This is a genomic window from Quyinboa sediminis, from assembly GCF_042219855.1.
Lineage (GTDB): Bacteria > Bacteroidota > Bacteroidia > Bacteroidales > UBA5342 > JBHJHP01.
This window is the reverse complement of record NZ_JBHJHP010000004.1, coordinates 194,104-218,298: the sequence shown is the minus strand read 5'-3', so window position 1 is coordinate 218,298 and position 24,195 is coordinate 194,104. Positions and strand designations below refer to the sequence as shown.

At 39.3% G+C, this 24,195-nt stretch carries 17 protein-coding genes; 6 read left to right on the top strand and 11 right to left on the bottom strand.

Going from position 1 to position 24,195, the window contains the following annotated elements:
• Positions 1-12: 12 nt before the first annotated feature.
• The 5 genes from ACE1EF_RS11385 to porU all read right to left on the bottom strand — a co-directional run bounded on the left by ACE1EF_RS11385 (position 13) and on the right by porU (position 7,752).
• Positions 13-1,359: a dihydroorotase gene (locus tag ACE1EF_RS11385; protein WP_375720792.1), complete on the bottom strand. Its 1,347-nt coding sequence runs from the start codon at positions 1,357-1,359 to the stop codon at positions 13-15.
• Position 1,360: 1 nt separating this feature from the next.
• Positions 1,361-2,104 carry a polyprenol monophosphomannose synthase gene (locus ACE1EF_RS11380; protein ID WP_375720791.1) on the bottom strand — a complete coding sequence of 248 codons (744 nt, stop codon included), beginning with the start codon at positions 2,102-2,104 and terminating at the stop codon, positions 1,361-1,363.
• 6 nt (positions 2,105-2,110) lie between these two features.
• Positions 2,111-2,605, bottom strand: a complete 495-nt coding sequence (gene ispF / locus ACE1EF_RS11375; protein ID WP_375720790.1) for a 2-C-methyl-D-erythritol 2,4-cyclodiphosphate synthase — start codon at positions 2,603-2,605, stop codon at positions 2,111-2,113.
• 93 nt (positions 2,606-2,698) lie between these two features.
• On the bottom strand, positions 2,699-3,853 hold the full coding sequence (gene porV / locus ACE1EF_RS11370; protein WP_375720789.1) for a type IX secretion system outer membrane channel protein PorV: 1,155 nt from the start codon (positions 3,851-3,853) through the stop codon (positions 2,699-2,701).
• Positions 3,854-3,939: 86 nt separating this feature from the next.
• Positions 3,940-7,752: a type IX secretion system sortase PorU gene (gene porU / locus ACE1EF_RS11365; protein ID WP_375720788.1), complete on the bottom strand. Its 3,813-nt coding sequence runs from the start codon at positions 7,750-7,752 to the stop codon at positions 3,940-3,942.
• Between the two features lie 300 nt (positions 7,753-8,052).
• Between porU and ACE1EF_RS11360 the strand changes: the two genes are divergently transcribed.
• The gene (locus tag ACE1EF_RS11360; protein ID WP_375720787.1) at positions 8,053-8,445 is read left to right on the top strand and encodes a hypothetical protein; all 393 of its coding nucleotides are present in this window, start codon (positions 8,053-8,055) and stop codon (positions 8,443-8,445) included.
• A gap of 2 nt (positions 8,446-8,447) precedes the next feature.
• Positions 8,448-9,119, top strand: coding sequence for a DUF3267 domain-containing protein (locus tag ACE1EF_RS11355; RefSeq protein ID WP_375720786.1), 672 nt, complete (start codon positions 8,448-8,450; stop codon positions 9,117-9,119).
• An 18-nt stretch (positions 9,120-9,137) separates the two neighbouring features.
• Here ACE1EF_RS11355 and gdhA read toward each other — a convergent pair whose 3' ends face one another.
• Positions 9,138-10,475 carry an NADP-specific glutamate dehydrogenase gene (gene gdhA, locus ACE1EF_RS11350; protein ID WP_375720785.1) on the bottom strand — a complete coding sequence of 446 codons (1,338 nt, stop codon included), beginning with the start codon at positions 10,473-10,475 and terminating at the stop codon, positions 9,138-9,140.
• A 236-nt stretch (positions 10,476-10,711) separates the two neighbouring features.
• Here gdhA and gldB point away from each other — a divergent pair, with 236 nt between their 5' ends.
• A complete protein-coding gene (gldB, locus tag ACE1EF_RS11345) occupies positions 10,712-11,719 on the top strand; it encodes a gliding motility lipoprotein GldB (protein WP_375720784.1) in 1,008 nt (335 codons plus the stop codon).
• A gap of 52 nt (positions 11,720-11,771) precedes the next feature.
• On the opposite strand, the gene ACE1EF_RS11340 is transcribed toward gldB, so the two are convergent.
• On the bottom strand, positions 11,772-13,853 hold the full coding sequence (locus tag ACE1EF_RS11340) for a putative porin (RefSeq protein ID WP_375720783.1): 2,082 nt from the start codon (positions 13,851-13,853) through the stop codon (positions 11,772-11,774).
• Positions 13,854-14,045: 192 nt separating this feature from the next.
• Here ACE1EF_RS11340 and ACE1EF_RS11335 point away from each other — a divergent pair, with 192 nt between their 5' ends.
• A complete protein-coding gene (locus ACE1EF_RS11335) occupies positions 14,046-15,416 on the top strand; it encodes a T9SS type B sorting domain-containing protein (protein WP_375720782.1) in 1,371 nt (456 codons plus the stop codon).
• A gap of 228 nt (positions 15,417-15,644) precedes the next feature.
• Here the strand turns inward: ACE1EF_RS11335 and ACE1EF_RS11330 are convergent, their stop codons facing one another.
• Together ACE1EF_RS11330 and ACE1EF_RS11325 are read right to left on the bottom strand one after the other, a co-directional pair.
• Positions 15,645-17,759 (bottom strand): sensor histidine kinase, encoded by a 2,115-nt coding sequence (locus ACE1EF_RS11330; protein WP_375720781.1) that lies wholly within the window; start codon positions 17,757-17,759, stop codon positions 15,645-15,647.
• Positions 17,760-17,768: 9 nt separating this feature from the next.
• Positions 17,769-18,503 (bottom strand): LytR/AlgR family response regulator transcription factor, encoded by a 735-nt coding sequence (locus ACE1EF_RS11325; protein WP_375720780.1) that lies wholly within the window; start codon positions 18,501-18,503, stop codon positions 17,769-17,771.
• Positions 18,504-18,712: 209 nt separating this feature from the next.
• Between ACE1EF_RS11325 and ACE1EF_RS11320 the strand changes: the two genes are divergently transcribed.
• Both ACE1EF_RS11320 and pgi read left to right on the top strand, forming a co-directional pair.
• Positions 18,713-19,081 (top strand): hypothetical protein, encoded by a 369-nt coding sequence (locus ACE1EF_RS11320; protein ID WP_375720779.1) that lies wholly within the window; start codon positions 18,713-18,715, stop codon positions 19,079-19,081.
• 204 nt (positions 19,082-19,285) lie between these two features.
• Entirely contained in the window at positions 19,286-20,944 is a 1,659-nt protein-coding gene (gene pgi, locus ACE1EF_RS11315) for a glucose-6-phosphate isomerase (protein WP_375720778.1), read from the top strand.
• A gap of 440 nt (positions 20,945-21,384) precedes the next feature.
• Here the strand turns inward: pgi and ACE1EF_RS11310 are convergent, their stop codons facing one another.
• Together ACE1EF_RS11310 and lysS are read right to left on the bottom strand one after the other, a co-directional pair.
• Positions 21,385-22,383: an NAD(P)H-dependent glycerol-3-phosphate dehydrogenase gene (locus tag ACE1EF_RS11310; protein ID WP_375720777.1), complete on the bottom strand. Its 999-nt coding sequence runs from the start codon at positions 22,381-22,383 to the stop codon at positions 21,385-21,387.
• A gap of 1 nt (position 22,384) precedes the next feature.
• On the bottom strand, positions 22,385-24,121 hold the full coding sequence (gene lysS, locus ACE1EF_RS11305; protein ID WP_375720776.1) for a lysine--tRNA ligase: 1,737 nt from the start codon (positions 24,119-24,121) through the stop codon (positions 22,385-22,387).
• Positions 24,122-24,195: the final 74 nt, after the last annotated feature.

Below are 24,195 nucleotides of genomic sequence, written 5' to 3'. Positions count from 1 at the left end.
TCAATTGGATCTTCAGGAGAAACGAAGACGTTGTCCCTTAACAGATTCATCGAACCGGCCGGCATCAAATACTTTGCGACCGTTTACAAATGTTGTTTTTACAGCGTGTGAGAATGTCATACCTTCAAGTGGCGACCATCCGCACTTATAGAGTATATTTTCTTTTGAAACAGTAGTCTCACCATTCGGATCAACAAGAACGAGATCAGCCTTATAGCCAGGTTTTATGAATCCACGCTCTTTAACCTTAAATAAAACCGCCGGTGCATGGCACATCTTCTGTACTACTTTTTCGTACGATAATTTTTTATCCTTTACGAATTCAAGCATGGCAACCAGACTGTGCTGAACCATGGGCCCTCCCGACATAGCTTTTAAAGCTCCACCCTTCTTTTCCTCAAGGGTATGCGGTGCATGGTCTGTAGCAACAACATCAACCTTATCGCTCAGTATGCCCTGAAGCAAAGCAGCTTTATCATCTTTACCTTTAACCGCCGGATTCCATTTTATCATTGCTCCCCTGCTTTTATAATCTGAATCATCAAACAGCAGATGATGTACGCAGACTTCAGCCGTAATCTTCTTTTCTCTTAAAGGGATTGAATTGTCAAAAAGCTCAAGTTCCCTTGCCGTTGATAAATGCAGAATATGCAATCTGGCATTATTTTTTCTGGCCAGTTCCACTGCAAAAGAAGAAGATAAATAACAGGCCTGCGCACTTCTGATTACAGGATGCTGTTCTATGGGCGCATCATCACCAAAAGTCTCTTTTGCTTTTTTAATATTGGCCTGAATCGTTGCTTCATCTTCACAATGCGTCGCTATCAGCATCGGTATTTCCGAAAATATTTTTTCCAGCGTCTCTTTGTTATCCACGAGCATATTACCGGTTGATGATCCCATAAAAATCTTCACCCCACAGACTTTTTCCGGATCAACCTTTTTCAGTTCATCCAGATTATCATTTGTAGCCCCCATGAAGAAGGAGTAATTAGCCAAGGACTTTTCTGAAGCCGTATTATACTTTTCTTCCAGAATATCGACGGTCACAGCCTGAGGTTTGGTATTCGGCATCTCCATAAACGATGTTACACCTCCTGCAACAGCCGCTTTGGCCTCGGTATAAATATCTCCTTTATATGTCAGGCCAGGATCTCGAAAGTGTACCTGATCATCAATAACACCGGGGAAAAGGAGTAAACCTGTTGCATCGATCCGTAACGTATCTCCAAACGCCTCCGGATTGACCGGTGTTTTAAAAATTTGCTGTATTCTGTCATCCTCTATCAATACAGAACCTGTAAACTTTTCATTCTCATTTACAATTTCCGCATTATATATCAGTGTCTTTTTTGCCATATTATGCTGCATTTTTCTGAGGGTATTTTCTGAAATAACTTCTCAGTTTCAGCTTAATTACACCCCACACTGCTTCATTAAATATTCCACCGCTCATTTTTGAAGTTCCCAGTACGCGGTTAGTAAATACAATCGGAACCTCCTTGATGGTAAATCCACATTTATACGTTGTGAATTTCATTTCTATCTGGAAGGCATACCCTTTAAACCTGATCCTGTCAAGATCGATGGTTTCCAGTACCTGCCTCCGGTAACACTTAAAACCGGCCGTTGTATCAAATACTTTCATTCCGGTTACAATCTTCACATACTTGGATGCGAAGTAAGACATCAGTACGCGGCCAATGGGCCAGTTCACCACATTCACACCACTTATATATCTTGAACCAATTGCTAAATCCGCTCCCTCATTCTTACAGGCATGAAGCAAGCGCGGCAAATCATTCGGACTGTGAGAAAAATCGGCATCCATTTCAAAGATATAATCATACTGTCTTTCGATGGACCATTTAAAACCTGCGATATAAGCTGTGCCCAATCCCTGTTTTCCCTGTCGTTCCACTATAAACAAACGATCCTTAAACTCTTTCTGCAGATTTTTTACAATTGCCGCAGTACCATCAGGTGAGCCATCATCAATAATCAGAATATGAAAACCTTCTTTAAGATCTGTTACAGCACGGATAATATTTTCTATGTTCTCCTTTTCGTTGTAAGTCGGAATAATTACTACACTTTTTGCCATGTGCTTTTAAATGTCTTTTGCTTCTTTTTTATAAATAAGAACTACTGCATATGCCGATATCCCTTCTTCCCTTCCTTCAAAACCTAAGCGTTCGGTTGTAGTAGCTTTTAACCCTACACTGTTTTTATCTATGTTAAGAACTTCTGCAAGTTTCCTTTTCATATCCGACATATAATCTGCCAGTCTGGGCTGCTGCGCTGCAATGGTACAATCGATATTTCCCACTGCAAATCCCGATTCACTAAGCAACCTGACAACTTTTAAAAGGAGTTTTTTGCTGTCTATATTTTTAAACTCTTCGTCCGTATCAGGGAAATAATGTCCAATATCCCTTAAGCCGGCCGCACCTAAAAGGGCATCGGATAGTGCATGTATCAGTACGTCACCATCTGAATGAGCAACCGTCCCCTTTGTGTGAGGAATCTCGACTCCACCAAGCCACAACGACTCACCTTCAGCCAGCCGGTGAACATCATATCCGAAACCTACCCTGAAATCCATAATGCATCAATTTAGTATTGCAAAAGTAGCAAAAGATGAAGATACAAAAAAGGCCGGGTTAACCGGCCTTTTAATTAAAATATTTCAAATACGTTATTGTCCGTTAATCATTTTTTGCAATCCGTCCACACCAAACGATAAAGTAAACCTTAAGGTGTTGGCCAGCGGACTTGTAGAATCTGTTGGAATAAGATAGGAAACATCAAGACTTAATACATTCATTTTAAAACCTGCACCTGCAGAAAAGAATGTTCTGTTACCTTTAATTTCTGATTCATGGTAATATCCACCCCGAATAAAGAACATTTCATCGTATACATATTCCAGACCTGCTGACCACATCACTTCCTGCATTTCTTCCTTAAATCCGCCCGGAGCATCGCTGAAGGAACGTACAGCACCTACCAGCACGTTCATATCATTTCGCAGCTGAGCATCACGATCTGCATCAGTCGGATCATAACCACCCGGGGTTGGTACCAGCAGCTTTGAAAATTCGAGTGAAGCTGACAGTTTATTATATTCGTCCAGAACCATACCCCATGTTGTACCCAGGCGCATAGTCGTTGGCAGAAAATACTGTTCTGCTTCGTTGTAAGACATTTTCTGACCAAGATTTGAAATGCTTAGTCCGACATTGTAATTTACTTCATATCCGCTTATCTCTGTCTCCCTGGTATAGAAGGATGACATGTCTGCGGCAAATGAACTTCCGGCACGATAATCTTCACTGCCCTGCTGGGTGGCTCCACCACTCAGGTCAGAATAAATGTACCGGAATGTTACCGCACCGGTTACATAATCAGAGAATTTCCTTGAATAGGCGGCGTCCAGAGCAAATTCATTAGGTTTAATGGTACCAAGGCCAAAACCCGTTTCATCTGTCCACTGAATTTCACCCAGTGAGAAATACTTCATGGAAGCACTAACGGCATGCAAATCGCTCAGTTTATAGTATCCCGAGAGATAAAACAAACCGATATCATTTACAAGCGCTCTTAACCACGGTGTATAAGAAAAGGTAAACCCAAATTCATCGGTTGTATAAGGATATTTTGCTGCATTCCAGTATTGCGAGTTAAAGTCTGCTGAGGTTGAAACGCCAATATCCCCCATGGCACTTGAACGTGAATCCGGTGCAATGGTTAAAAATGGTGTTGCAGTAGTAATAACATTGCTGGTATTCTGTGCAGATAAGGCTGCTGTAGCAGCGACAAATAATAGTAATAATTTCGATCTGAACTTCATATTTCCTAACTTATTAAATACGTTTTAAAAAAACGTCTTTCTAAAACGCAAAGAAACTGTAAATTATTTTATTAACCAACCAAAAACTAATTAACAACGAGTTTTTGGGCTGAGCCTAAACTCTCCTTCCCGTTTGATGTTATGCGTACCCGGTAAAAATATATTCCCCTGTTAACCTTCCGACCAGACATATCTTTTAAATCCCAGTAAAAAGGATTTGCCGTATTATCCGAGCTGTATGCTATCTGATTTAAGGTATTTATCAACTGCCCGTTGCTTGAATAAATATCAATTCTGATATCTAGAACGGATTCCGGTCTGTTGTGATCAAATTCGAAATTAACAAACGAATTTGCCGGATTCGGATAGCATTTTACCATGGTTATATCGGGTTTATCATTTTTGTCGACGACAAAACTGAGTGTTGCAGAAGATGAATTATTATAAATATCCCAAACCCTGAAAAACAGCGTATGTTCACCTTCTGTAAGGTTGCTGAGTTTGTATCGCACCTGTCCCTCCGAAGAGCCGACAACCGGTTGAAAGTAGTCATTGAGAATATAACTCTGATTAGGATCATCATCAAGAATCAGCAAAATATCATGCCCTATACCCGCTCCCGAAGTATTTATACCACTCTGATCGAGAATATCAGCAAAAAACAAAGGTTCTGAGCTCACCGAAGCACCATCGGTGAAGCCGGTGCTGTTAAGATAGAGCTGCAGGTCGGGTCCTGCATCATCAGCAATAAAGTTATCATTAAACCCACCAATCTTAATATCTTCGGTGTATCCCCTGGCTTCTGCAGATTCAGAAGTGGCGTAATATACCATCCGACCGTTGCCAACCATGTAATTGATCTCCTTGGGAACCATAAACCCGAATTCAAACTTGCCATCTGTAACCTGTGCCTTACCGTTAAAAATAGTTTTATCCCAGAGTTTAAAGGTTAAGGGATCATCATAATCCCCGGCATCATTCATCAGCGTGGTAATGGTTGAGATCTTATCATAGATTTTTATATATACATCACCATTAAAAAAGGTGGCGGTATCACCGTTAAGATCTTCGATGTAACCGCTAACAACTGCACTTTCAAGCGCGGCAACAGTATCATTTCCGGTTCTGAAATTAGTATTACCGTTAATAGCCGATGTTTTAACTGTTAATTCCGGCTGCAGCATTTTAAGGGCCGGATCACCCAGCAACATAAATTTTCGTTTGTTGGCTCCGGTTCCGGTATGACTTTTGGTTTCCCGACAGATATCACCCAATCGCAATGGTTCTCCACTGGCATTCTGTTTAAAGGCATAATCAAAAAAGTTGCTGTTGATGGTATAATTCGAGCTGGAAAATACCAGGCGCGTTGTTGTAAACAAAGATACACCACCACCATTCTGGCTCAGCAGCACCCATTCACCGGCAGATGTACTTTCCTTCATATCAAAGCGACTGAACTCGCAGGTGGCCGTTACCCAAACCGGTAAATTATTAAGGTTACTAAGCGCCTTTATCATATTTTTAGTCACGATCTTTTCATCGGTGAGTCCTGTTATTCCACCATGTCCAGAATAATTTAAAAGTAAAACGCCCTTTTGCAGATCTCTTTCCAGGGCTTTGTTGGCATCGGGATAGGAAGGTCCTGAAGCTTCAACAACCTGCTGGTAAGCATCCAGCAGAATTTTATCAACCACCATTTCGGGATGCATACGCATAACCTTATCTGCCATGAGATTGGCATCCCGCATATGAATATTATGATCTCCGTCATCCGCAACAAAGGTGACAGAATTTTTCCACATGTTACGGTTTAGATTTTCGTCATAATATTTTGATTTATTGACCATGGCCTTGGCTTGTTCAACCGTATAAACAGGATAACGCCCAATGCCTATATCAACTTTATCACCATTTCCCAGGTCACCCTCAGAATCGTCCAGGATACCAAAATAGTCATCCGTCACATAGGTATTTGACTGCCATAAAGACTCATCCGATTCAAAGGTGATTATTTTATTTTGTTCTGTTTTTTCTCCGGGTCTGTTATCATAGGTGCCATCACCAAAGATCAACAAATATTTCAGGGTGTTTTCGTCAGTTGTTCCCCTGTCGTAAAGCATTTTCATAAACCAGCGTATTGCCGTTACATCAGGCTGACCACATGAGAATTCATTGTAAATCTGTTCAGGAGTGACCAGTAACACATTTAATCCGTCAGAAGAATGTAAATCATAAAGGTCCTGTGCCATCCCTTCGCCGAGAAAATCCTTGCTGGACAAAATAACCATATCAATATCTCTTTCAGCATGCAGGTTCTGATTTTCCACCTCCCCTATTACCTCAGGTTTAGGGAAAGATCCCCCAAGATTTATGGCCACATAGTTTCTTAAAACCGAGGCGTCATCGTTAAAGGTCAAACTGCCATTTGTATAAGTTGTTGTCACCTTCTCAATATTCAAGCGGTCCGTAACGTCAATAACCGCAGTATTTGCACTCACACCTGACAGTTTAAAGTGATGAGACATTCCACTCCCGGTATTGTAAGGATATCTGAACTGTAACTCATCACCGGTCATCTGAAGAGGGCGTACTACATTTAAACGGACAAAATCGATCCAGCCGGTTGCGGACTCATCCGTGTTAAGGAGTTGAACATCAATGTTTATATCTGATGCAGACGGCATAAACGGTCTGTTTAAATCTCTCTGATATCCCACATAGCTTAATTCCGATTCAACGGTACTAGGAACAGACAGGGTTCCAAGGGTATTATCATTATAGCGGATGTAAACATTAGAACCGTGTTTTACAGATCTGGCAACATAAGATACATATACATTTGCCTCTGCAGATGTTGAAATGGTTGGAAAACTGAACGAAACAGACCGGGTTGTTCCTTCATCCATCTTTGGACCATACCAGTCATCCCCTGACTCCAGAAGATTTTCAGTCATCGGCTCGTATACATCGTAGTCCACAAATGTTGTCACTTCATCGCTACTTATATCAACGGTATCCGGCTTAGAAGCAAGTTCCTTTGTTGATCCTGAACCGGACGTCAGAAAATAATATGCTCTATCACTAAACGGGTGCTGTGTATGAACAAACTGCTGCGATGCTTTATCCCATTCCCATTTATAGGTTCCAACTGCATAAAACAAAATATAATCACCGCCATTAAATACACCGTCTGAACCTTTCTCTACCCAGACTGCGACTTCATTCAGATCATCATATTTATAGTTTGCAATAAACTTATCCAGTACCTCTCCACCATTTCCGTATACCTTTACAGTTTTCGGATCAAGTCCCATACCACTGATATCACTGTAACTCAGCTTATAAAAACCGGTTTCTTTTACTGCAACTTTTATCCATTTACCTGTAGCCAGTGTCGAAGAGGGTTTAAAATAATCCTTTTTTTCGACTGCAGCAGATTTCATCTTGATAAGAGGCTGTTTGTTTATCACAATGGTAAAAGATTTTAATCCCTCTATGGCAGTTCCGTTCTTTCGCAGAGGAACAACAGAAATATCCAGGCTGACATTCCTGCGTGATACCGTAACATAGTGATCAAGCAATGCAGAATCAGTAATATATTCACTGCCCTGAATCTGATCGCCTGCATCAATCTGCATTGCCTCCCATTTCTTATTTGTAAGTGCAACCTGAAATGTATAGTTTTCCTTTTCACCGTCATTTAACGGTATACTGGTATAGTATTGCGGTAGAAATCCATACTGATCCGCATTATAAGCGCCTTCAAAGTTCAGAAATCCTACAGAGTCCTCACGTGTCACCTGCCCCTGTGTATTATACCAGTTCAGTTCCACGTTGATCTGTGCATTCAGGACACTGAAAACACAAACAAAAAGTAATAAGATGAAGCTCTTTATCATAATTTATTAAATTGGTCACTAAAATAGATAAGTTTTGCAATTCAAAAAACTTTTCTGTTGAGTAATGATAGTCAGAGTAACTTGTACTATAACGAAGACATTCGGAAATTATTTTACAATTTTAAACCGTTTTAAACACACTTTAATCTCCACAAATTCTGCTCATTTAAAGGCCTTTCGAAATTTCAGTATCCAAACCAATAGTATAGACGCAATAATTCGTTTATTCTTACATCAACTTTTGTAATTTTGCATCGTTGTTTTAATAAACATTCAGGTTTTATTATCAGGGAGAAAGAAATGAATTTTATTTTAGCGGTCATAGCAGGTTTTGTTATCCTGATTCTACTCGGGATTCTTTTTCGTTCCAAAAAGAACGAAAGCCAGGAAGAGCCTGTGTTGTTACCTGATGCAGATTGTTGCGGGGCACATGAAGTATGTGAAGCGGAATCGTTAATGAACCATACCAATAAACCTGTATATTTCGAAGATGAAGAACTGGACCGCTTTGCAGGAAAGGATATTCATGACTATACCAACAAAGAAGTTACAGAATTTGAGGATATATTGTACACCTTAAAGGAAAAGGATGTATCAGGCTGGCTTAAGAGCTTGCAACTTCGTAATATTGAATTACCTGTTCCGGTAAGGGACGAAGCACTGATGATAATAAGTGAACGAAGGTTTGGATAAGCATGGACAGTCATCCCAGTACAGACCAGCTACAGTCAGGACATGAATTTACCTTACTTAAAAAGCTTGAATTCAAAGAAATTAAACCGTTTATTTTACAAATTATATCCAGGCGCAACAAGCTGATAAATTTCTATATCCTCTACCAGACTGTAGCACTTGCGGTATTGGTTGCTTTAATTGCTTATCATACATACAGGGCTGTAACTGGAGATACTTATACAAAAAGCTATTTCATCTGGCTTATCCTGGGCTTGTTTTTCTCTTTTACTGTTTTGGTTGTACTCCATGAACTAATGCATGCTCTGGCTTATTATGTCCTTGGCAAGCGGCAGCTGAAATACGGAGCTGAGATTAAAAAATTCATTTTTTACGTACATGCACATTTGCAGGTTGTAAACCGAAACGAATTTATCATCGTAGCATTGACCCCCTTTGTACTGGTTCAGCTTATTTGTATCCCGCTTATCGTATATTTCTGGCATTTACCGGTTTCCATTTTTTTTACCGTGATCTTTTTGGCTCATGCCCTGTTCTGTGCAGGAGATTTTGCTATGATGAGTTTTGTTATGCAACACCGAAAACAAGAGATGTACACGTTTGATGACAGTAAAAATAAAACGGCCTATTTCTACATAAAAAAGGCTGATACCCCCAGTGGACACCAGCCTTAACCTATTAATTTCTTTTGATCAGATTACACCCTGAGCCAACATGGCATCAGCCACTTTAACGAAACCGCCAATATTTGCTCCCTTGACATAATTTATTTTTCCTCCGGGAACCTTTCCGTAGCGCAAGCAGGTTTGATGGATATTATGCATGATAATTTGCAGACGTCCATCCACCTCATCTGCCGGCCAGTTCAGCCGCATGCTGTTCTGGCTCATTTCAAGTCCTGAAACAGCCACACCGCCGGCATTAACCGCTTTACCAGGTGCATACATAATTTTTTCGGTTGCCAGTTCAGCAGCTTCTGCAGTCAGTCCCATATTCGATGCTTCAGCAATCAGCTGGCATCCGTTATCAATTAACATCTGAACATCCAGATGATTCATTTCATTCTGAATAGCACAGGGAATCGCGATATCTACTTTTTCGCGCCATGGCCGTTCTCCTTCAAAAAACTGTACACCATACCGTTCAGCATATGGTTCAACCACATCCATATTTGATGCCCTTAATTCAAGCATGTAGTCGATCTTTTCACCTTTTATGCCATCCGGATCATAAATATAACCATCCGGACCTGAAATAGTCACCACCGTGGCTCCCAGTTCAGTTGCCTTTAAGGCTGCCCCCCAGGCCACATTTCCAAATCCTGAAATGGCGACCCGCTTTCCGGCCAGTGTCTGGTTCACATCCTCAAGCATCTCCCTCACAAAATATACAGCGCCAAAACCTGTTGCTTCCGGGCGGATAAGGCTTCCACCAAATTCAACACCTTTACCTGTCAACACACCTGTAAATTCGTTCTTCAGCTTTTTATACATCCCAAAAAGGTAACCTATTTCACGACCACCTACTCCAATATCACCGGCAGGAACATCCGTATGAGGTCCGATATGTCGGTAAAGTTCAGCCATAAATGCCTGGCAGAACCGCATGATTTCAGTGTCGGATTTACCCTTGGGATTAAAATCCGAACCACCTTTACCACCACCCATTGGCAAAGTGGTCAGGCTGTTTTTAAATGTTTGTTCAAATCCCAGAAATTTTAAACCACTTAAAGTCACACTGGTATGGAAACGTAAACCACCTTTATAAGGTCCGAGGGCACTGTTAAATTCAACGCGATACCCTCTGTTAATGCGAATTTCTCCACTATCATCAATCCAGGGAACACGAAACATTATGACACGTTCCGGTTCAACCATACGTTCCAGTATTTTTGCTTTCAGATACCTTGGCTGCGACTCATAGTAATCCCAAACTGATTCAACAACTTCTTCCACAGCCTGCAGAAATTCATCTTCTCCGGGATTCTTTGCTTTTACATCTTCTAAAAAAGCAGTCATTTTTTCTTTCATCTGCCATTTAATTTTTTGTTCTCAAATTATCAGATCACACCCAAAAATAATGATCCGATTGTGGTTCATAGTCTCAATACTAAAGTTTTAAATGCGTGCAATTTCTTAATTAGGTATAAATATAGGTATGATTTTTATCAATTTTAATTTTTACACTGCAGTTAAACAATTTATAGTTTTTTTTTGGGTTAAAGAGATAGTTTTTGTTTTTTCGTTCATCAATAATTCTGAAGAATATGAAATATCCTGTTTTTACTTTCATTCTCATTTCAGCACTGCTTTTTGCCTGTAAAAAAAACGACAGATTTGCCGTTAATACAGATGACATAAATATCAACATGCACTTCATCCGCTTCGATCAGGAGTTGGGAAAGGAGGACACCGTTTACACAAAAGTTAAAATCGATTCCTTACAGGCCAGATATTCCGGTTTTTTTCAATTATACACCTCACGGGTCATAAAAATTGGTGTTCCGGGCGAAAAAAACTTCGAACTTTATTTTAACCGGTATATAACAGATACGGTGTATTGCCAGGTTTATGATTCTGTTGAGCAAAGATTCAGCACAACACAGCTTTACGATAATGTGATAAGGAACGGTTTTAAACGGTATCACTTTTTTTTCCCTGAACAGAACATCCCAGATATTTACTATATGATTTCAGGCTTTAATGAATCCGTTGTTGTAAGTGACAACATACTGGCTATTAGTCTTGAAGATTATCTTGGTATTAACCACTCTTTTTACAAGTGGTTATCTATTTATGAATATATCAGGAATAACATGTATCCCGACAAAATTCCTTCAGATGCACTATGGGCTTGGCTGCAGTCCGAATATCCATACCAATCAACAGAACAAACACTGTTAAGCAGAATGATTTATGACGGTAAAATATTATTTGTACTGAAACAGCTCCTGCCTGACGAACCAACCCAAAGGATACTGGGTTATACCCAACAACAGCTGCAATGGTGTAAACTCAATGAGAAAGCCATGTGGAGTTATATCATTGAAAACAAGCACCTGTTCAGCAAGGATCTTCTGACCATAAAAAAATATACTGATCCGGCACCTTTTACGCAGTATTTTGGCAATGAATCTGCACCACGAGCCGGCGCTTTTATAGGATACCAGATTGTAACTGCGTTTATGGAAAATAACAAAGATATTTCACTTTCCGGGCTTTTAAATCTCACCGACAGTCAGGATATTCTTGGAAAATCAGGCTTCAGGCCATGAAGTGTGTTCCGATTTATAAATGGTTTAAATATGGAATTTTTAAACCTGAATTTTAATCATAAAAATTCCAGGACACCCCAATCTTGAGAAAACGGGGATTATAGGCATAGTGAAGTGCCGAGAAGTGCTTTGGAGGAACCAGGTCTTTCAGTACATTGTAGTACATCACGAAAAACCGCATACGCTTAATCTGGAAATTGGCATATGCATGGGTCATAGGAAAATTTCCGATTAAAAGCTGATCCTGGTTATAAAACCTTCCCGTAGCAGGCATATAGGCCGGTGCATAATAGGCGGTGTGATAGTAATTATCAAAACCTATCTGTGCCCATAAAACATTGGCATAAATATTTTTATAATAAAAATTCGATCTGACCGCAAGATCTGGCAAAGGCAGCACAGATGAATTTCCCGTTACCTGGTATGTTGCAGTATTATCCCAATGAAATTTACCAAAAGTTAAATCCTTATAGAGTGTGGCTTCAATCAAAGGCAAACCGGTAGTATACTGCCGTGGAAAAGATGCCGTATCATAATATATATAATTGACAATTGTATTGAGCTTAACTTTTGCTCCGGCTCTCCATGCGGGAATCTTAAGCTCACCTTCCAGACGCTGTTCAAATACATCCTTAAAATTGTTATTCCACCAGAAATGATTTGAAGCGTAATGATTCAGGAAATAATCCGGAGTTGTTTTTAGAAAATCAGCTTTCAGGGTTAACGAAGCCGAATCAATTACGGCAAACCATTTGGTAAGTTCACCTTTAATTCTGTAATCTCCCTGACGATAGCCAAGAAAATAAATCTCTGCCCCCGCTTCGAAAAAGAAGTTTTTCCCCTTTCTCCTGAATATCTGACCACCAAAAGATGTATTGGAATACGTGGTATCGTTAGCATGTCGCATATACTCAAACCTAGATGAATCCGCAACCAGACCAGGATAAGCTGTTTTAGCAGCTGAATAACCGTATCCGAATATCGAATCAGGCATGAATGACCATGAATTATTTTCCTGACGAATCAATTCATTTTTAAGGTAGGCCCCAAATCCAAAAGGCATATATTTATTCATTCCTTCCTCAAAATATACTTTAATCTTATTCTCAATTACTCTTCTGTAGGTACTGTCTAAAGTTGTAGAAGAGTTGATGTAATTATGCGCATAGAAACCGTTTGTTGGCAGGGGTGAACCCTCACTGTAATTCTTTGAAAATTCAGAATACTTAAAGGTATGACCAATTGTATTCACTGCAACAAATTTTTTAACAACCGTATCCTCAAGTTCCACATCTTTCTGATAACCGATCCTGTATTCATGGTTCAGATACAGAAAACGGTTTTTTAGCTGTGACTGTGCATTGTTTAAATTAACCTGAAATGTAGCATAGTCTCTTGATGCCCTTCTGTCATTAAATATAGCGTATGGATCTGAGATATACCGATCATCACTAAAACCACCATTTTCAAAATTCTGCAGGTTATTAATACCTCCTATAAAATAGAGTACATATCTGGGTTTTAATATGGATGTTGACAATGAGAAATTTAAATGCTTTGTAGACATTCGGTCATAAAATCCGCGTCCATAGATATAATCACCATATGCTGTGATATTTATATCTTTATGAATATTTCGTGAATGGATGATTTTAACCTGTTCTTCCGCCTGAAGCTTCGGTCCTCCTGTCCAGTAGTTCAGACTTGTATAAGGAGTTTTTGTATTATAAAACCTGTAATCACCGGGCATTTTCATATAATCGCGGTACACATCCATAAAGAGAAACGGCAGATCAACCGGCCGGTCAAAATAAATCATCGATTGATACGGGCTTCCCAGATTTCCAAGATGGGCATTAGCTATACTGGTTCTGTAAACAGGATAATAGACAAAAAAGTCATTCATGGCTGTATCAAATTTCACATGAAATGTATCCAGGTTATTCGGATCAATTTTCCATGAAAAAATTTCAGATTTTTCAACCTTCTTTTCCTTAACTTCCAGTTTTTTGGGGCCTACATATGTTGATTCTTTCTTTTCTTTGTTGCTTCCGGGTTTAGCCAGCTCCTGGCTCTTTAAACCTGAAACAAATCCTAATAAAGAAACAATTAATATTAAGGCTCTTAAATTCATGGGCACAAATATAATTAAATAAACAAATGCCATTTCTTACGGCACACTTACTTTAAAAACTTTAACAAAAAACATGGTTTTAAAGCTACCTGGAATCAACAGATCATAAATCCGGTTGCTGAATAAATAATAAACCATGATAATTTTCTCATGTAATTTGAACTAAAAATAAAAGGACTAAATTTGCGTTTTATGCGTAAACAAATCAACATAATGAATCTGATTAAAACGGTTACTTTAGCAATTAGTCTGATGAGCACTTCTGTATTTGCACAGTTTAGCCTGAACAATGGAACCTTGTTGAATTCAGGTAAAAATTTCAGTGCCTCAGGACTGGATACAATTTTTGTGGTTGCCGGTTTTAATAATGTAGTTTTGCAGTATACCAATTCTGATACAACAGATTTTTCCTGGAGCCGGTTTTCAATTCAGGACGGTGCAGTAACGACACCATCTCTTATACCGTCATCCATCGTATCGAACCAAAAAATAACAACACTGTCAATTTCAGAGCCGGGCGGCTACCAGGTAGAAATAGGTCCCACCGGAAGTTCAGTAACCAAAAACATCTGGGTAATTGATTATGAAGAACATACACCACAGGTTGATTCAGTTGTGATATATGACAGTTCACGGCAGGGCGCAGACAGTTGCTCATTAATAAAAGCTGAAGCTTTTGTAAGCTCAGATTCAGTGATCACAGGCGATCCCGTATTGAACAAGGTAGTGCGGCTAACACGCTATCAAAGCGTTAACTGGAGTTCGGATCCTGCACTTACATTCGATAGCAAGGAATTCAGTATAAACCTATTTGCACCCAACATTCCATACCAGGATACCAGGGTTAAGGCATCACTGGCAGAATCCTTTTTTGATAATGTTCTACCATTTAACACAGGGGTTGAAAATGACACCTTGTATATTCCGGTTGCCGTAAAACTGGATGACATAAATGCCATTATTATTGAACGAAACAATAATAATGAACTGGAAAAAAAAGTTACAGGCGATGTTAAAGGTAGTGCCCCTTTGAATGTGGATTTCTCGACCAAAGGTGCCACATCTAAGGTTGAGTTCTATGATTGGGAAATTCTCGCAATGAGCGAAACGGACTCACAAAAAATCACTTTTGCACTGGACTCGTTCCGGTATGAGTTCAGGAATGATGTAAACGATAATGAAGAAGCAGACTACCTGGTAAGAGTGACCGTTAGTAACGATTACTGCAGTGCAAGTACCGATAAGGAAGTACGTATTGTGAGTTCTTACCTCGATGCTGCCAACATTATGATCATTGGTTTTGGTGCCAGTGAAGAAGCAGGCCAGTTTAAAGTAGTCTATAAGTCCCTGAAACCGGAAACCTTTCGTGGGGCAATTTATAACCGCTGGGGACGCCGGGTTTTTTCATGGACAGATCCTGAACTTGGGTGGGATGGACGGTATAACGGAAAGTATGTCTCACCCGGTGTATATTACTATGTGATAACCGCAACCGGAACCGATGGTGAAAAGTGGAAAATCAAGCGTGATCTCAACGTTATCCGCTCAAAAGACGGTAAATAATTACATGTAAAAAACCCTTCGGGACTTGGAATCACCAAAGGGTTTTTGAAACTGAACGAATCTTTCCGGGACGAACTTACTTTCTAAGATGGTCTAGGATTGTTGTATAACCTAATTTAACCTTTATTAACTGTAACAAATATCACATATTTTTAGCGATTAATCGGAAATATTCAAATCTGTTTATTAAAAACAACCTTTCATTTAATGAAGTTAAACAGGCCGGGTTTATTTTGCAGGTTTAGCTATTAAAAAGCTGAATTGGTGTGGAATAGACACTTTTACCAGGGTGCCTTTAGCATGTCCTTTTTCTTCCAGATCGACTACCTTTATCTCAATATGCCTGAGATTATACTTATTAAAAAGATTAATTTGTTCCTCCATTACATTCATCCCAATACCACTGCCTTTGCTGGTGTGTAATTCTGCAGCTCTTTTACGACCTATACCGTTATCTTTTACTGTTATCACCGTGGCATCAGAGGTTCTCTCAGTGTTTATTTCTATCATTCCCTGATAATCTATCTGATAAAAGCCATGCCGGACAGAATTCTCTGCATACCCCTGAATGAGCATTTTAGGAACCTGCATTTTCCGTTCCACACCGGCTCCTGTGTTGACCACAAAATCAAACTTGTCTTTAAACCTGTATTTCTGAAACTCCAGATAATCGGTTGTAAACTGTATTTCAGCATCCAGTTCGCGGGTAATATTGGTACTGTCAATAAGGCTGAACCTCATTAAGCGGGAAAACCGGGTAAAATAATCATAGGCCACATCTTTATCTTCTTTATAAATCACTGATCCGATTACATTGAGGGCATTAAATGTAAAGTGAGGATCAAGCTGGTTCCGGAAGTTTTTTAGCTGCAGGTCCGTTATTTTACTTTCTATAGCTTTGAGCTCAAGTTCCCTTTTACGGGTTAACTGACTCCTTAACCATACGCCAAGGTTCAGTAACAGAAATATGCCTAACCAGTATGGATATTTTAACCACACCCAGTTTGTACTTCTGTATGTCAACCGGTTAATATAGATTTCACCTGGAATAATGAGGGAAAATATTTTACCTTTTCGTACAGAGAACTGGTCGAAGTAAAACTTTTCATCGAGAATTTCAATGGATGCCGGATTTTTAAATCCTCTGCGGTATACAATTAACTCGTTGCTGATATTATTAAAAAGCACGTGTTCCTTTCCCGGCTTATTATCAAGTTGAACAGAAGTAATATAATCATAGCCATCAAGATTTATCTGTGCAAAAATGCTTTTACTGAGACTTCCGTCTTCCTTATCCACCAACCAGTAATCACGTCCCTCTGTTTTAATATACAATTCATTTTCTTTATCCTGAATAAGAAGCAAATCTGTAATGACCTGATCCAAAAAAAGATTGGCATTAAAGATAATATCCCCTTTCAGGTTCATTTTGATGAGCTTCCGGTTATTGGTATCAATACTAAAATCCCACAGAAACAAAAAGACGTTCTTACGTCCGGTTTCGGCATTATCAAGCACAACGATATCTGCGTAACCATATGATTCAGCCAGAACAACGGGGTCAAACAGGAAATTAAAATTCTCGTCAAGAACCATAAACCGACACGCCATATCACCATATTCCCAGGCCAGAGCCTCCTTAATCTGTCTGTTTGATACGGTATTGATAACTATAGAGAATTTATTCTCATCGTTTTCAATCACTTCCACCTGTGGATTCATGGAATCAAAGTGAAAACGACTCATATGCCTGGTGGTCACATTAAAGCACATAATTTCACTGGAACCAAGAGTTTCACTGTCATCCACCCAAAAATACAACAAGACCTCTTGAATTGCATTGGTCTTATATCCCAGCCATTTAATCTTTGACGGCCCCATTTCACCACTTATATTCTTTTTTACCGGATAACCATAGACGTTATGCACACTATCTTCGATAGAAAAGACAAAAAGATACACCGAATCAATACTTCGTGTAAAAAAGGCTGCTGAGACGTAACCGGTTTTAAAAAGATCTTCAAAATAAAACTCGTCGATATTGGCTACGTCGCCGTATTTTTCTTCATACTGTGTCTGATATATAATGTTTCCGTTTGCTCTGGATACAAACATCTGCGTTCCGTTACCGGTAAGAGCGGAAGATCTGAAACGAAAAAATTCAGATACTCCGTCCTTATCCAGATCATAATATACACGGCTTACGCTTTCGTTATTAAGCACTTTAAAAGTTGTTTCAAGCTTATATTGATTAAAGGGAAATGGTAATAGCCAAATGAGCAACAACAAAATTGCTGATGTTATAAAAACAGGATGTTTTACTATGGTTTTTAACCGGATCACATTTTACAACTATAACAGGTTCTGTAAATAATTTCGTGAATATTTGAGATTAATATCTTTGCCCTGATCTCCCTGCAGCACAATTTCAAGATTATGACGTTCAACGCGCTTGAGGTAAGAAACATTAACGACATAGCTCCTGCTGATTTGCAAAAAACCATTTGCAGGGAGGTGTTCACTTTTAATTCTTCCCAGATTAAAGCTGGAAAAAATAACCTTATCATCCTTCAGAACCACATGTGTGTATGTACCTTCTGCCTGCAGATAAATAATCTGCGACGGATCGAGCAGCTCAATACCGGAACTGGTTGGAATTTTAATTTTACCATAAAAAAATTTCCCTTCCTCTTCTCTTCTTTTAATCAGAGGTTTAATCCGGTTCAATGTATCATAAAGTTCCTTCCGGTCCACCGGTTTCAACAGATAATCGAATGCATTTAACCTGAGAGCATCCAGCATATATTCATCAAAAGCTGTTACATAAACCACATGCAGATCAAGATTAACAGATCTTATTTTTTTCAGAACCTCAATTCCGGATATGCCAGGCATTTCTATATCAAGAAACAGGATATCCGGTTTTAAAAGCTGTATTTGATGATCCAGATCCATTGGATTCGTCAGTATCCCACACACTTCAGCAATACCGGTATTTTGTATCAATGTTTTAAGCAATTCGTTGGCTTCATATTCGTCGTCAACCAACAATGCCCGGATTTTTGTTTGATTAGCATCAGTCGTCATAATCCCGGTTATTTTGAATCAAGATAAAGATAACAGTATCTGTTTACATTTCAGAATAGTCCCTCTGCTCAACACAATGTTTTACAACATAATGACAGCACGGCTTAAACCATTACGCAAATATTTTACTTCAATTTTTATAATGTGTAACTTTATCACAGGAGAAGGGAAGGTTAATATGTCTTCCCGGTTAAATAAGTTATATCGGTATGAAAAAGTTTGTATTTTTCCTGATCATAACACTATTTTTCAGCTGCGAAAATGAACCTGAAAAAACCTGTCCAAAAGCAAGGGTTCTGCCAACAACCTGTGCCGGTTCAGTTGTACAGTTTATCAGCAATAATGAATCTTTTGGCGAAAACTGGAAGAACACACTCGAAACTCCTGAACTGACCTATTCAAATTGTGCGCTTGTAGAAAACCTACCTTCAGATTTTCATAAAGGAGATACGTTGAACCTGAATTATGTTCAGGTAAACCGGTTTACTACTGCGGGCTTATGCACTATGGATGGTTTACCAAAAACGAAAATCAGGATAACTGAAATACTGAACAACGATTGCAACAGGCTGCAATAAGGTTTATTCTTCTTACAAATCAGAACACTGCACTCAGGATACCCATTTACTTTTTGCTTAAATGCTGTTAAGAACATTTAGATTATCCTTCAGGAACGATTGAAATTAAAAATTTCAAATAATCTGTTATATCTTTGTGTTGATGAAATAGTGAAGGCCACCCACCTTGAATTAATGCAGAAAAAACAATAAAAATATAAAATTATGTTACCAAACATCAATCCGACAACAACAAGTGCATGGAAAGAGTTAGAAGCTTATTATAATAAGTTTAAAGGCACTCAGATAAAGGATCTTTTTGCAAACGACGACAACCGTTTTGAAAAATACGCACTTCGGTTCGAGGATATTCTAATTGACTTTTCAAAAAACATTATTGATGATAAGGTTCTTGAACTCCTGCTTAAACTTGCAGAAGAATGTGGATTGAATTCAGCCATAGAAAGTGAATTTTCCGGTGAAAAAATTAATCAGACAGAGGACCGGGCTGTGCTTCATGTAGCCTTAAGAAATCGCAGCAACACGCCAGTTTTAGTTGATGGTAAAGATGTAATGCCTGAAATCAACAAAGTACTGGATCAAATGAAAGCTTTTTCTGAAAGCATTATTTCCGGTACATGGAAAGGGTTCAGTGGTAAAGCAATAACAGACATAGTCAATATCGGTATTGGTGGTTCCGATCTTGGCCCGTTAATGGTCACTGAGGCTTTAAAACCTTATAAAAAAGAAAATATAAACCTGCATTTCGTTTCCAATGTTGACGGGACACATATAGCCGAAACATTAAAAAAAGTCAATCCGGAAACCACCCTTTTTATAATTGCATCCAAAACATTTACCACTCAGGAAACTATGACTAACGCGAATTCAGCGAAATCATGGTTCCTTGAAGCTGCTAAAAATGAGATGGCTGTGGCCAAGCATTTCGTGGCCCTTTCAACCAATTCAGAGGCAGTTTCTGCGTTTGGAATAGACACTAAAAATATGTTTCAGTTCTGGAACTGGGTAGGCGGTCGATATTCTTTATGGTCAGCGATAGGTCTTTCCATTGCCTGTGCCATCGGCTTCGATAATTACGTTAAATTGCTGGAAGGTGCTCATGCTATGGATCAGCACTTCAGAACAGCACCCTTTAAAAATAATATCCCGGTTATTCTGGCCCTCATTGGCATTTGGTACAACAACTTTTATGGTGCTGAAACAGAAGCTATTCTGCCTTATGATCAGTACATGCATCGTTTCTCAGCGTATTTCCAGCAGGGGAACATGGAAAGCAACGGGAAATATGTGGATAGAAATGGTGAAAAGGTGTCTTACCAAACCGGACCCATCATTTGGGGGGAACCCGGCACCAATGGTCAGCATGCCTTTTATCAACTGATTCATCAGGGAACAAAATTAATCCCCTGCGATTTCATGGCACCTGCAATCAGTCATAATCCATTAAGCGACCATCATCCAAAATTGCTGGCAAATTTCTTTGCTCAGACCGAAGCTTTAATGGTGGGTAAAACACCTTTGCAGGTTGAAGCAGAATTAAAAGCCGCAGGTAAAACTCCCGATGAAATTGAAAACCTTCTGCCATTTAAAGTATTTGAAGGCAATAAACCAACCAATTCAATTCTGTTTAAGGCACTGACACCGCACACCTTAGGATCACTGATTGCCATGTATGAACACAAAATATTTGTACAGGGTATCATCTGGAATATTTTCAGTTTTGACCAGTGGGGTGTCGAATTGGGGAAACAGTTAGCCAATCAGATTCTTCCCGAGCTGGAAGGAGATGGCGAAGTAACAGCGCATGACGGGTCAACCAATGCCCTGATAAATGCTTACAAAACGATGAGAAAACAAATATGATCATAAAAAAGAGAGGCGGCCCGGAAAGATCGCCTCTCTTTTTCATCCCAAGAAATACCTTTACCTGATATAAATTATCTGGATTATTTATCATTGTTATCCGGCTAAAAATCAATATTACTTATAGATTCTTCGCTTCCTCTTACTACGCTCAGAATGACAGCCTTTTAGGTTCACATGAGGAAGAATCTGTGAAGCTTTCACCGGGCAAGAGTAATTATTTATTTGTAATTCGCATCACAAATTGACCAAGATAATAGGCAATAAGAATCGGAATGAGCGCAAATCCATTGTACTTTTCAATTATGCCATAATGATTAAAAACTAACAAAATGATCGTTGATATAACGATAAAAGTAATATCTGCTATTGACTTTTTCATACTGACGATTTTAGAATAGATTCCGGGCTATTATTTCAAAATAAACGAAGGCATATCCCTACCGTAGATTCTCATGCAATAATTTAATCTCTATTGCAGGCGAAATACGTTCATAAACAATATTATAAACGGCATCTGTAATCGGCATTGACACTTTATATTTTTCGTTGATTTCCTTGATACATTTCACACCATAATAACCTTCTGCCACCATATGCATCTCCAGAATCGCATTTTTCACTGAGTAACCTTTACCAATCATATTTCCGAAGGTTCGGTTACGGCTGAACTGTGAATAACAGGTTACCAGCAGGTCACCCAGATAAGCCGAATCCTTGATATCGCGTGATATCGGATGGACCGTATCAACAAACCGTTTAATCTCCTGAATAGCATTTGAGATCAGCACCGCAAGAAAATTATCCCCGTAATTCAGTCCATGGCAAATGCCTGCTGCAATGGCAAACACGTTCTTCAGAACCGAGGCATATTCTGTTCCATAGATATCATCAGATATATTGGCTTTTATATAATGACTGCCTAACAGCTGGGCCATCATGCGAGCTGTTTCACGGTTCTGGCAGGCTAGCGTGAGGTAAGACAAGCGTTCCATCGCCACTTCCTCGGCATGACAGGGTCCGGTAATGACACCAATATTTTCAATGGGCACTTCGAATACCTGGTTAATATATTCCCCGATTATCATGTTCTCGTCGGGAACAATTCCCTTTATAGCAGAAAACACAATCTTATCCTTCATTGAAACTTTGATCTTTTTCAATGCCGGTTTCAAATAAGGTGAGGGAATGGCTAAAATGAGAATATCAGATTTTTCAATGACTTTGTTAATGTCACAATTCAGAAAAATACGATCCGTATCAAAACGAACCATCGTAAGATAGGACGGGTTATGTTTGAGCACCTTAAACCGTTGCAGGTTTTCCTTATCGCGCATATACCAATTGATCCGCTCAACATTTTCAAGCAACATCTTGGCAATAGCTGTAGCCCAGCTACCTCCTCCTACAATTCCTATTTTAGCATCTGATTTTTCCATGTTATTCAAATGAGGCAAACCATGCATTCACCTCATCTATTGATGGATTTTTTAAGCCAAGTTTATTTTTTTTGTTATAGCCGCAAAGGTCATTGAAAAACTTAGAGGCTTTAACTTCTTTAAGCTGTATTACCTTTTTGTAACCTAAACTCCGAACCACATCAACCCATTCAGGCGCAATACCGAGTTCAATAAATTTCTCATCGCTATCGGGCAATGAACGTTTTTCAGGTTTCATTTGAGGGAAAAAGAGTACTTCCTGAATGGCCTGCTGATTGGTCATCAGCATGACAAGACGATCTATGCCTATACCCATTCCTGAAGTAGGTGGCATTCCGTATTCCAGTGCACGCAGAAAATCCTGATCGATAAACATAGCCTCATCATCTCCTTTTTCAAGCAACTTCAGTTGTTCTTCAAACCTTTCACGCTGGTCAATGGGGTCATTGAGCTCAGAATAGGCATTGGCCAGTTCCTTACCATTTACCATGAGTTCAAAGCGTTCAGTCAGCTCCGGATTTGAGCGATGTTTTTTACACAAAGGAGACATTTCCACGGGATAGTCGATAATAAAAGTTGGCTGAATGTAGCTTTCTTCGCATTTCTCACCGAATATTTCATCAATGATCTTTCCTTTACCCATTGTTTCATCTACCTCCACACCGATCTGCTTACACACATCACGCAGTTCAGTTTCGTTCATGCCCGATATATCTATACCGGTATGTTCCTTAATGGCATCCAACATGGTAATCCGCTTATACGGGCGCTTAAAATCAATCTCTTTATCTCCCACTTTAAGTTTGGTGGTACCATGAAGATCGAGCGCAACTTTTTCAACCAGTTCTTCGGTCAGATCCATCATCCAGTTGTAATCCTTATAGGCTACGTAAATCTCCATAGCCGTAAACTCCGGATTATGGGTTCTGTCCATTCCTTCATTCCTGAAGTTTCTTGAAAACTCATATACACCATCAAAGCCACCAACAATTAACCGTTTCAGGTAAAGCTCGTTGGCAATACGCATATATAATGGAATATTCAGCGCATTGTGATGAGTTACAAACGGACGGGCAGCTGCACCACCCGGAATTGGCTGTAACACCGGCGTTTCAACTTCAAGATATCCTTTGCTGTTAAACAGATCACGAACAGAATTAATAAGTTTTGTACGTTTTACAAATGTATCTTTCACCTTCGGATTAACCACCAGGTCAACATAACGCTGTCGGTATCGCATTTCCGGATCAGAAAATGCATCATAAACCTTTCCTTCCTTTGTTTTTACAATTGGTAAAGGCTTCAATGATTTAGACAGCACTGACAGTGATTCCACATGAATGGAAATCTCACCAACCTGGGTCCTGAATACATGACCCGTGATACCTACAAAATCGCCGATATCAAGCAACTTTTTGAATACGGTATTGTATAATGTTTTATCTTCATCAGGACAAATATCGTCCCTGGAAATATACATTTGAATACGGCCCTCTGCATCCTGCAGTTCAGCAAAAGATGCTTTACCCATAATACGGCGGCTCATCAAACGTCCTGCCAGGGTAACCTTTCCAAAATCTTCTTCGTCCCTGAAACTTTCCTTAATCTGTGCGGAGTAATGGCTTACATCGAATTTTTCTGCGGGATAAGGATTAATGCCCAGACTTCTTAATTCGTCGAGGCTGTTTCTTCTGATTAATTCCTGTTCGCTTAGTTCTGTTTGAAGATTATTTGACATATTCAATTCCCTTGTTAAAAAAGTTTTGCAAAGATAATAAACCTGTAGTGATAAAATGAAAAAAGGCAAAAAAA

Coding starts and splice junctions, on each gene's coding strand:
- ACE1EF_RS11385 (WP_375720792.1), bottom strand. CDS start 1,359: ATGGCAAAAAAGACACTGATATATAATGCGGAAATTGTAAATGAGAAT.
- ACE1EF_RS11380 (WP_375720791.1), bottom strand. CDS start 2,104: ATGGCAAAAAGTGTAGTAATTATTCCGACTTACAACGAAAAGGAGAAC.
- ispF (WP_375720790.1), bottom strand. CDS start 2,605: ATGGATTTCAGGGTAGGTTTCGGATATGATGTTCACCGGCTGGCTGAA.
- porV (WP_375720789.1), bottom strand. CDS start 3,853: ATGAAGTTCAGATCGAAATTATTACTATTATTTGTCGCTGCTACAGCA.
- porU (WP_375720788.1), bottom strand. CDS start 7,752: ATGATAAAGAGCTTCATCTTATTACTTTTTGTTTGTGTTTTCAGTGTC.
- ACE1EF_RS11360 (WP_375720787.1), top strand. CDS start 8,053: ATGAATTTTATTTTAGCGGTCATAGCAGGTTTTGTTATCCTGATTCTA.
- ACE1EF_RS11355 (WP_375720786.1), top strand. CDS start 8,448: ATGGACAGTCATCCCAGTACAGACCAGCTACAGTCAGGACATGAATTT.
- gdhA (WP_375720785.1), bottom strand. CDS start 10,475: ATGAAAGAAAAAATGACTGCTTTTTTAGAAGATGTAAAAGCAAAGAAT.
- gldB (WP_375720784.1), top strand. CDS start 10,712: ATGAAATATCCTGTTTTTACTTTCATTCTCATTTCAGCACTGCTTTTT.
- ACE1EF_RS11340 (WP_375720783.1), bottom strand. CDS start 13,853: ATGAATTTAAGAGCCTTAATATTAATTGTTTCTTTATTAGGATTTGTT.
- ACE1EF_RS11335 (WP_375720782.1), top strand. CDS start 14,046: ATGCGTAAACAAATCAACATAATGAATCTGATTAAAACGGTTACTTTA.
- ACE1EF_RS11325 (WP_375720780.1), bottom strand. CDS start 18,503: ATGACGACTGATGCTAATCAAACAAAAATCCGGGCATTGTTGGTTGAC.
- ACE1EF_RS11320 (WP_375720779.1), top strand. CDS start 18,713: ATGAAAAAGTTTGTATTTTTCCTGATCATAACACTATTTTTCAGCTGC.
- pgi (WP_375720778.1), top strand. CDS start 19,286: ATGTTACCAAACATCAATCCGACAACAACAAGTGCATGGAAAGAGTTA.
- ACE1EF_RS11310 (WP_375720777.1), bottom strand. CDS start 22,383: ATGGAAAAATCAGATGCTAAAATAGGAATTGTAGGAGGAGGTAGCTGG.
- lysS (WP_375720776.1), bottom strand. CDS start 24,121: ATGTCAAATAATCTTCAAACAGAACTAAGCGAACAGGAATTAATCAGA.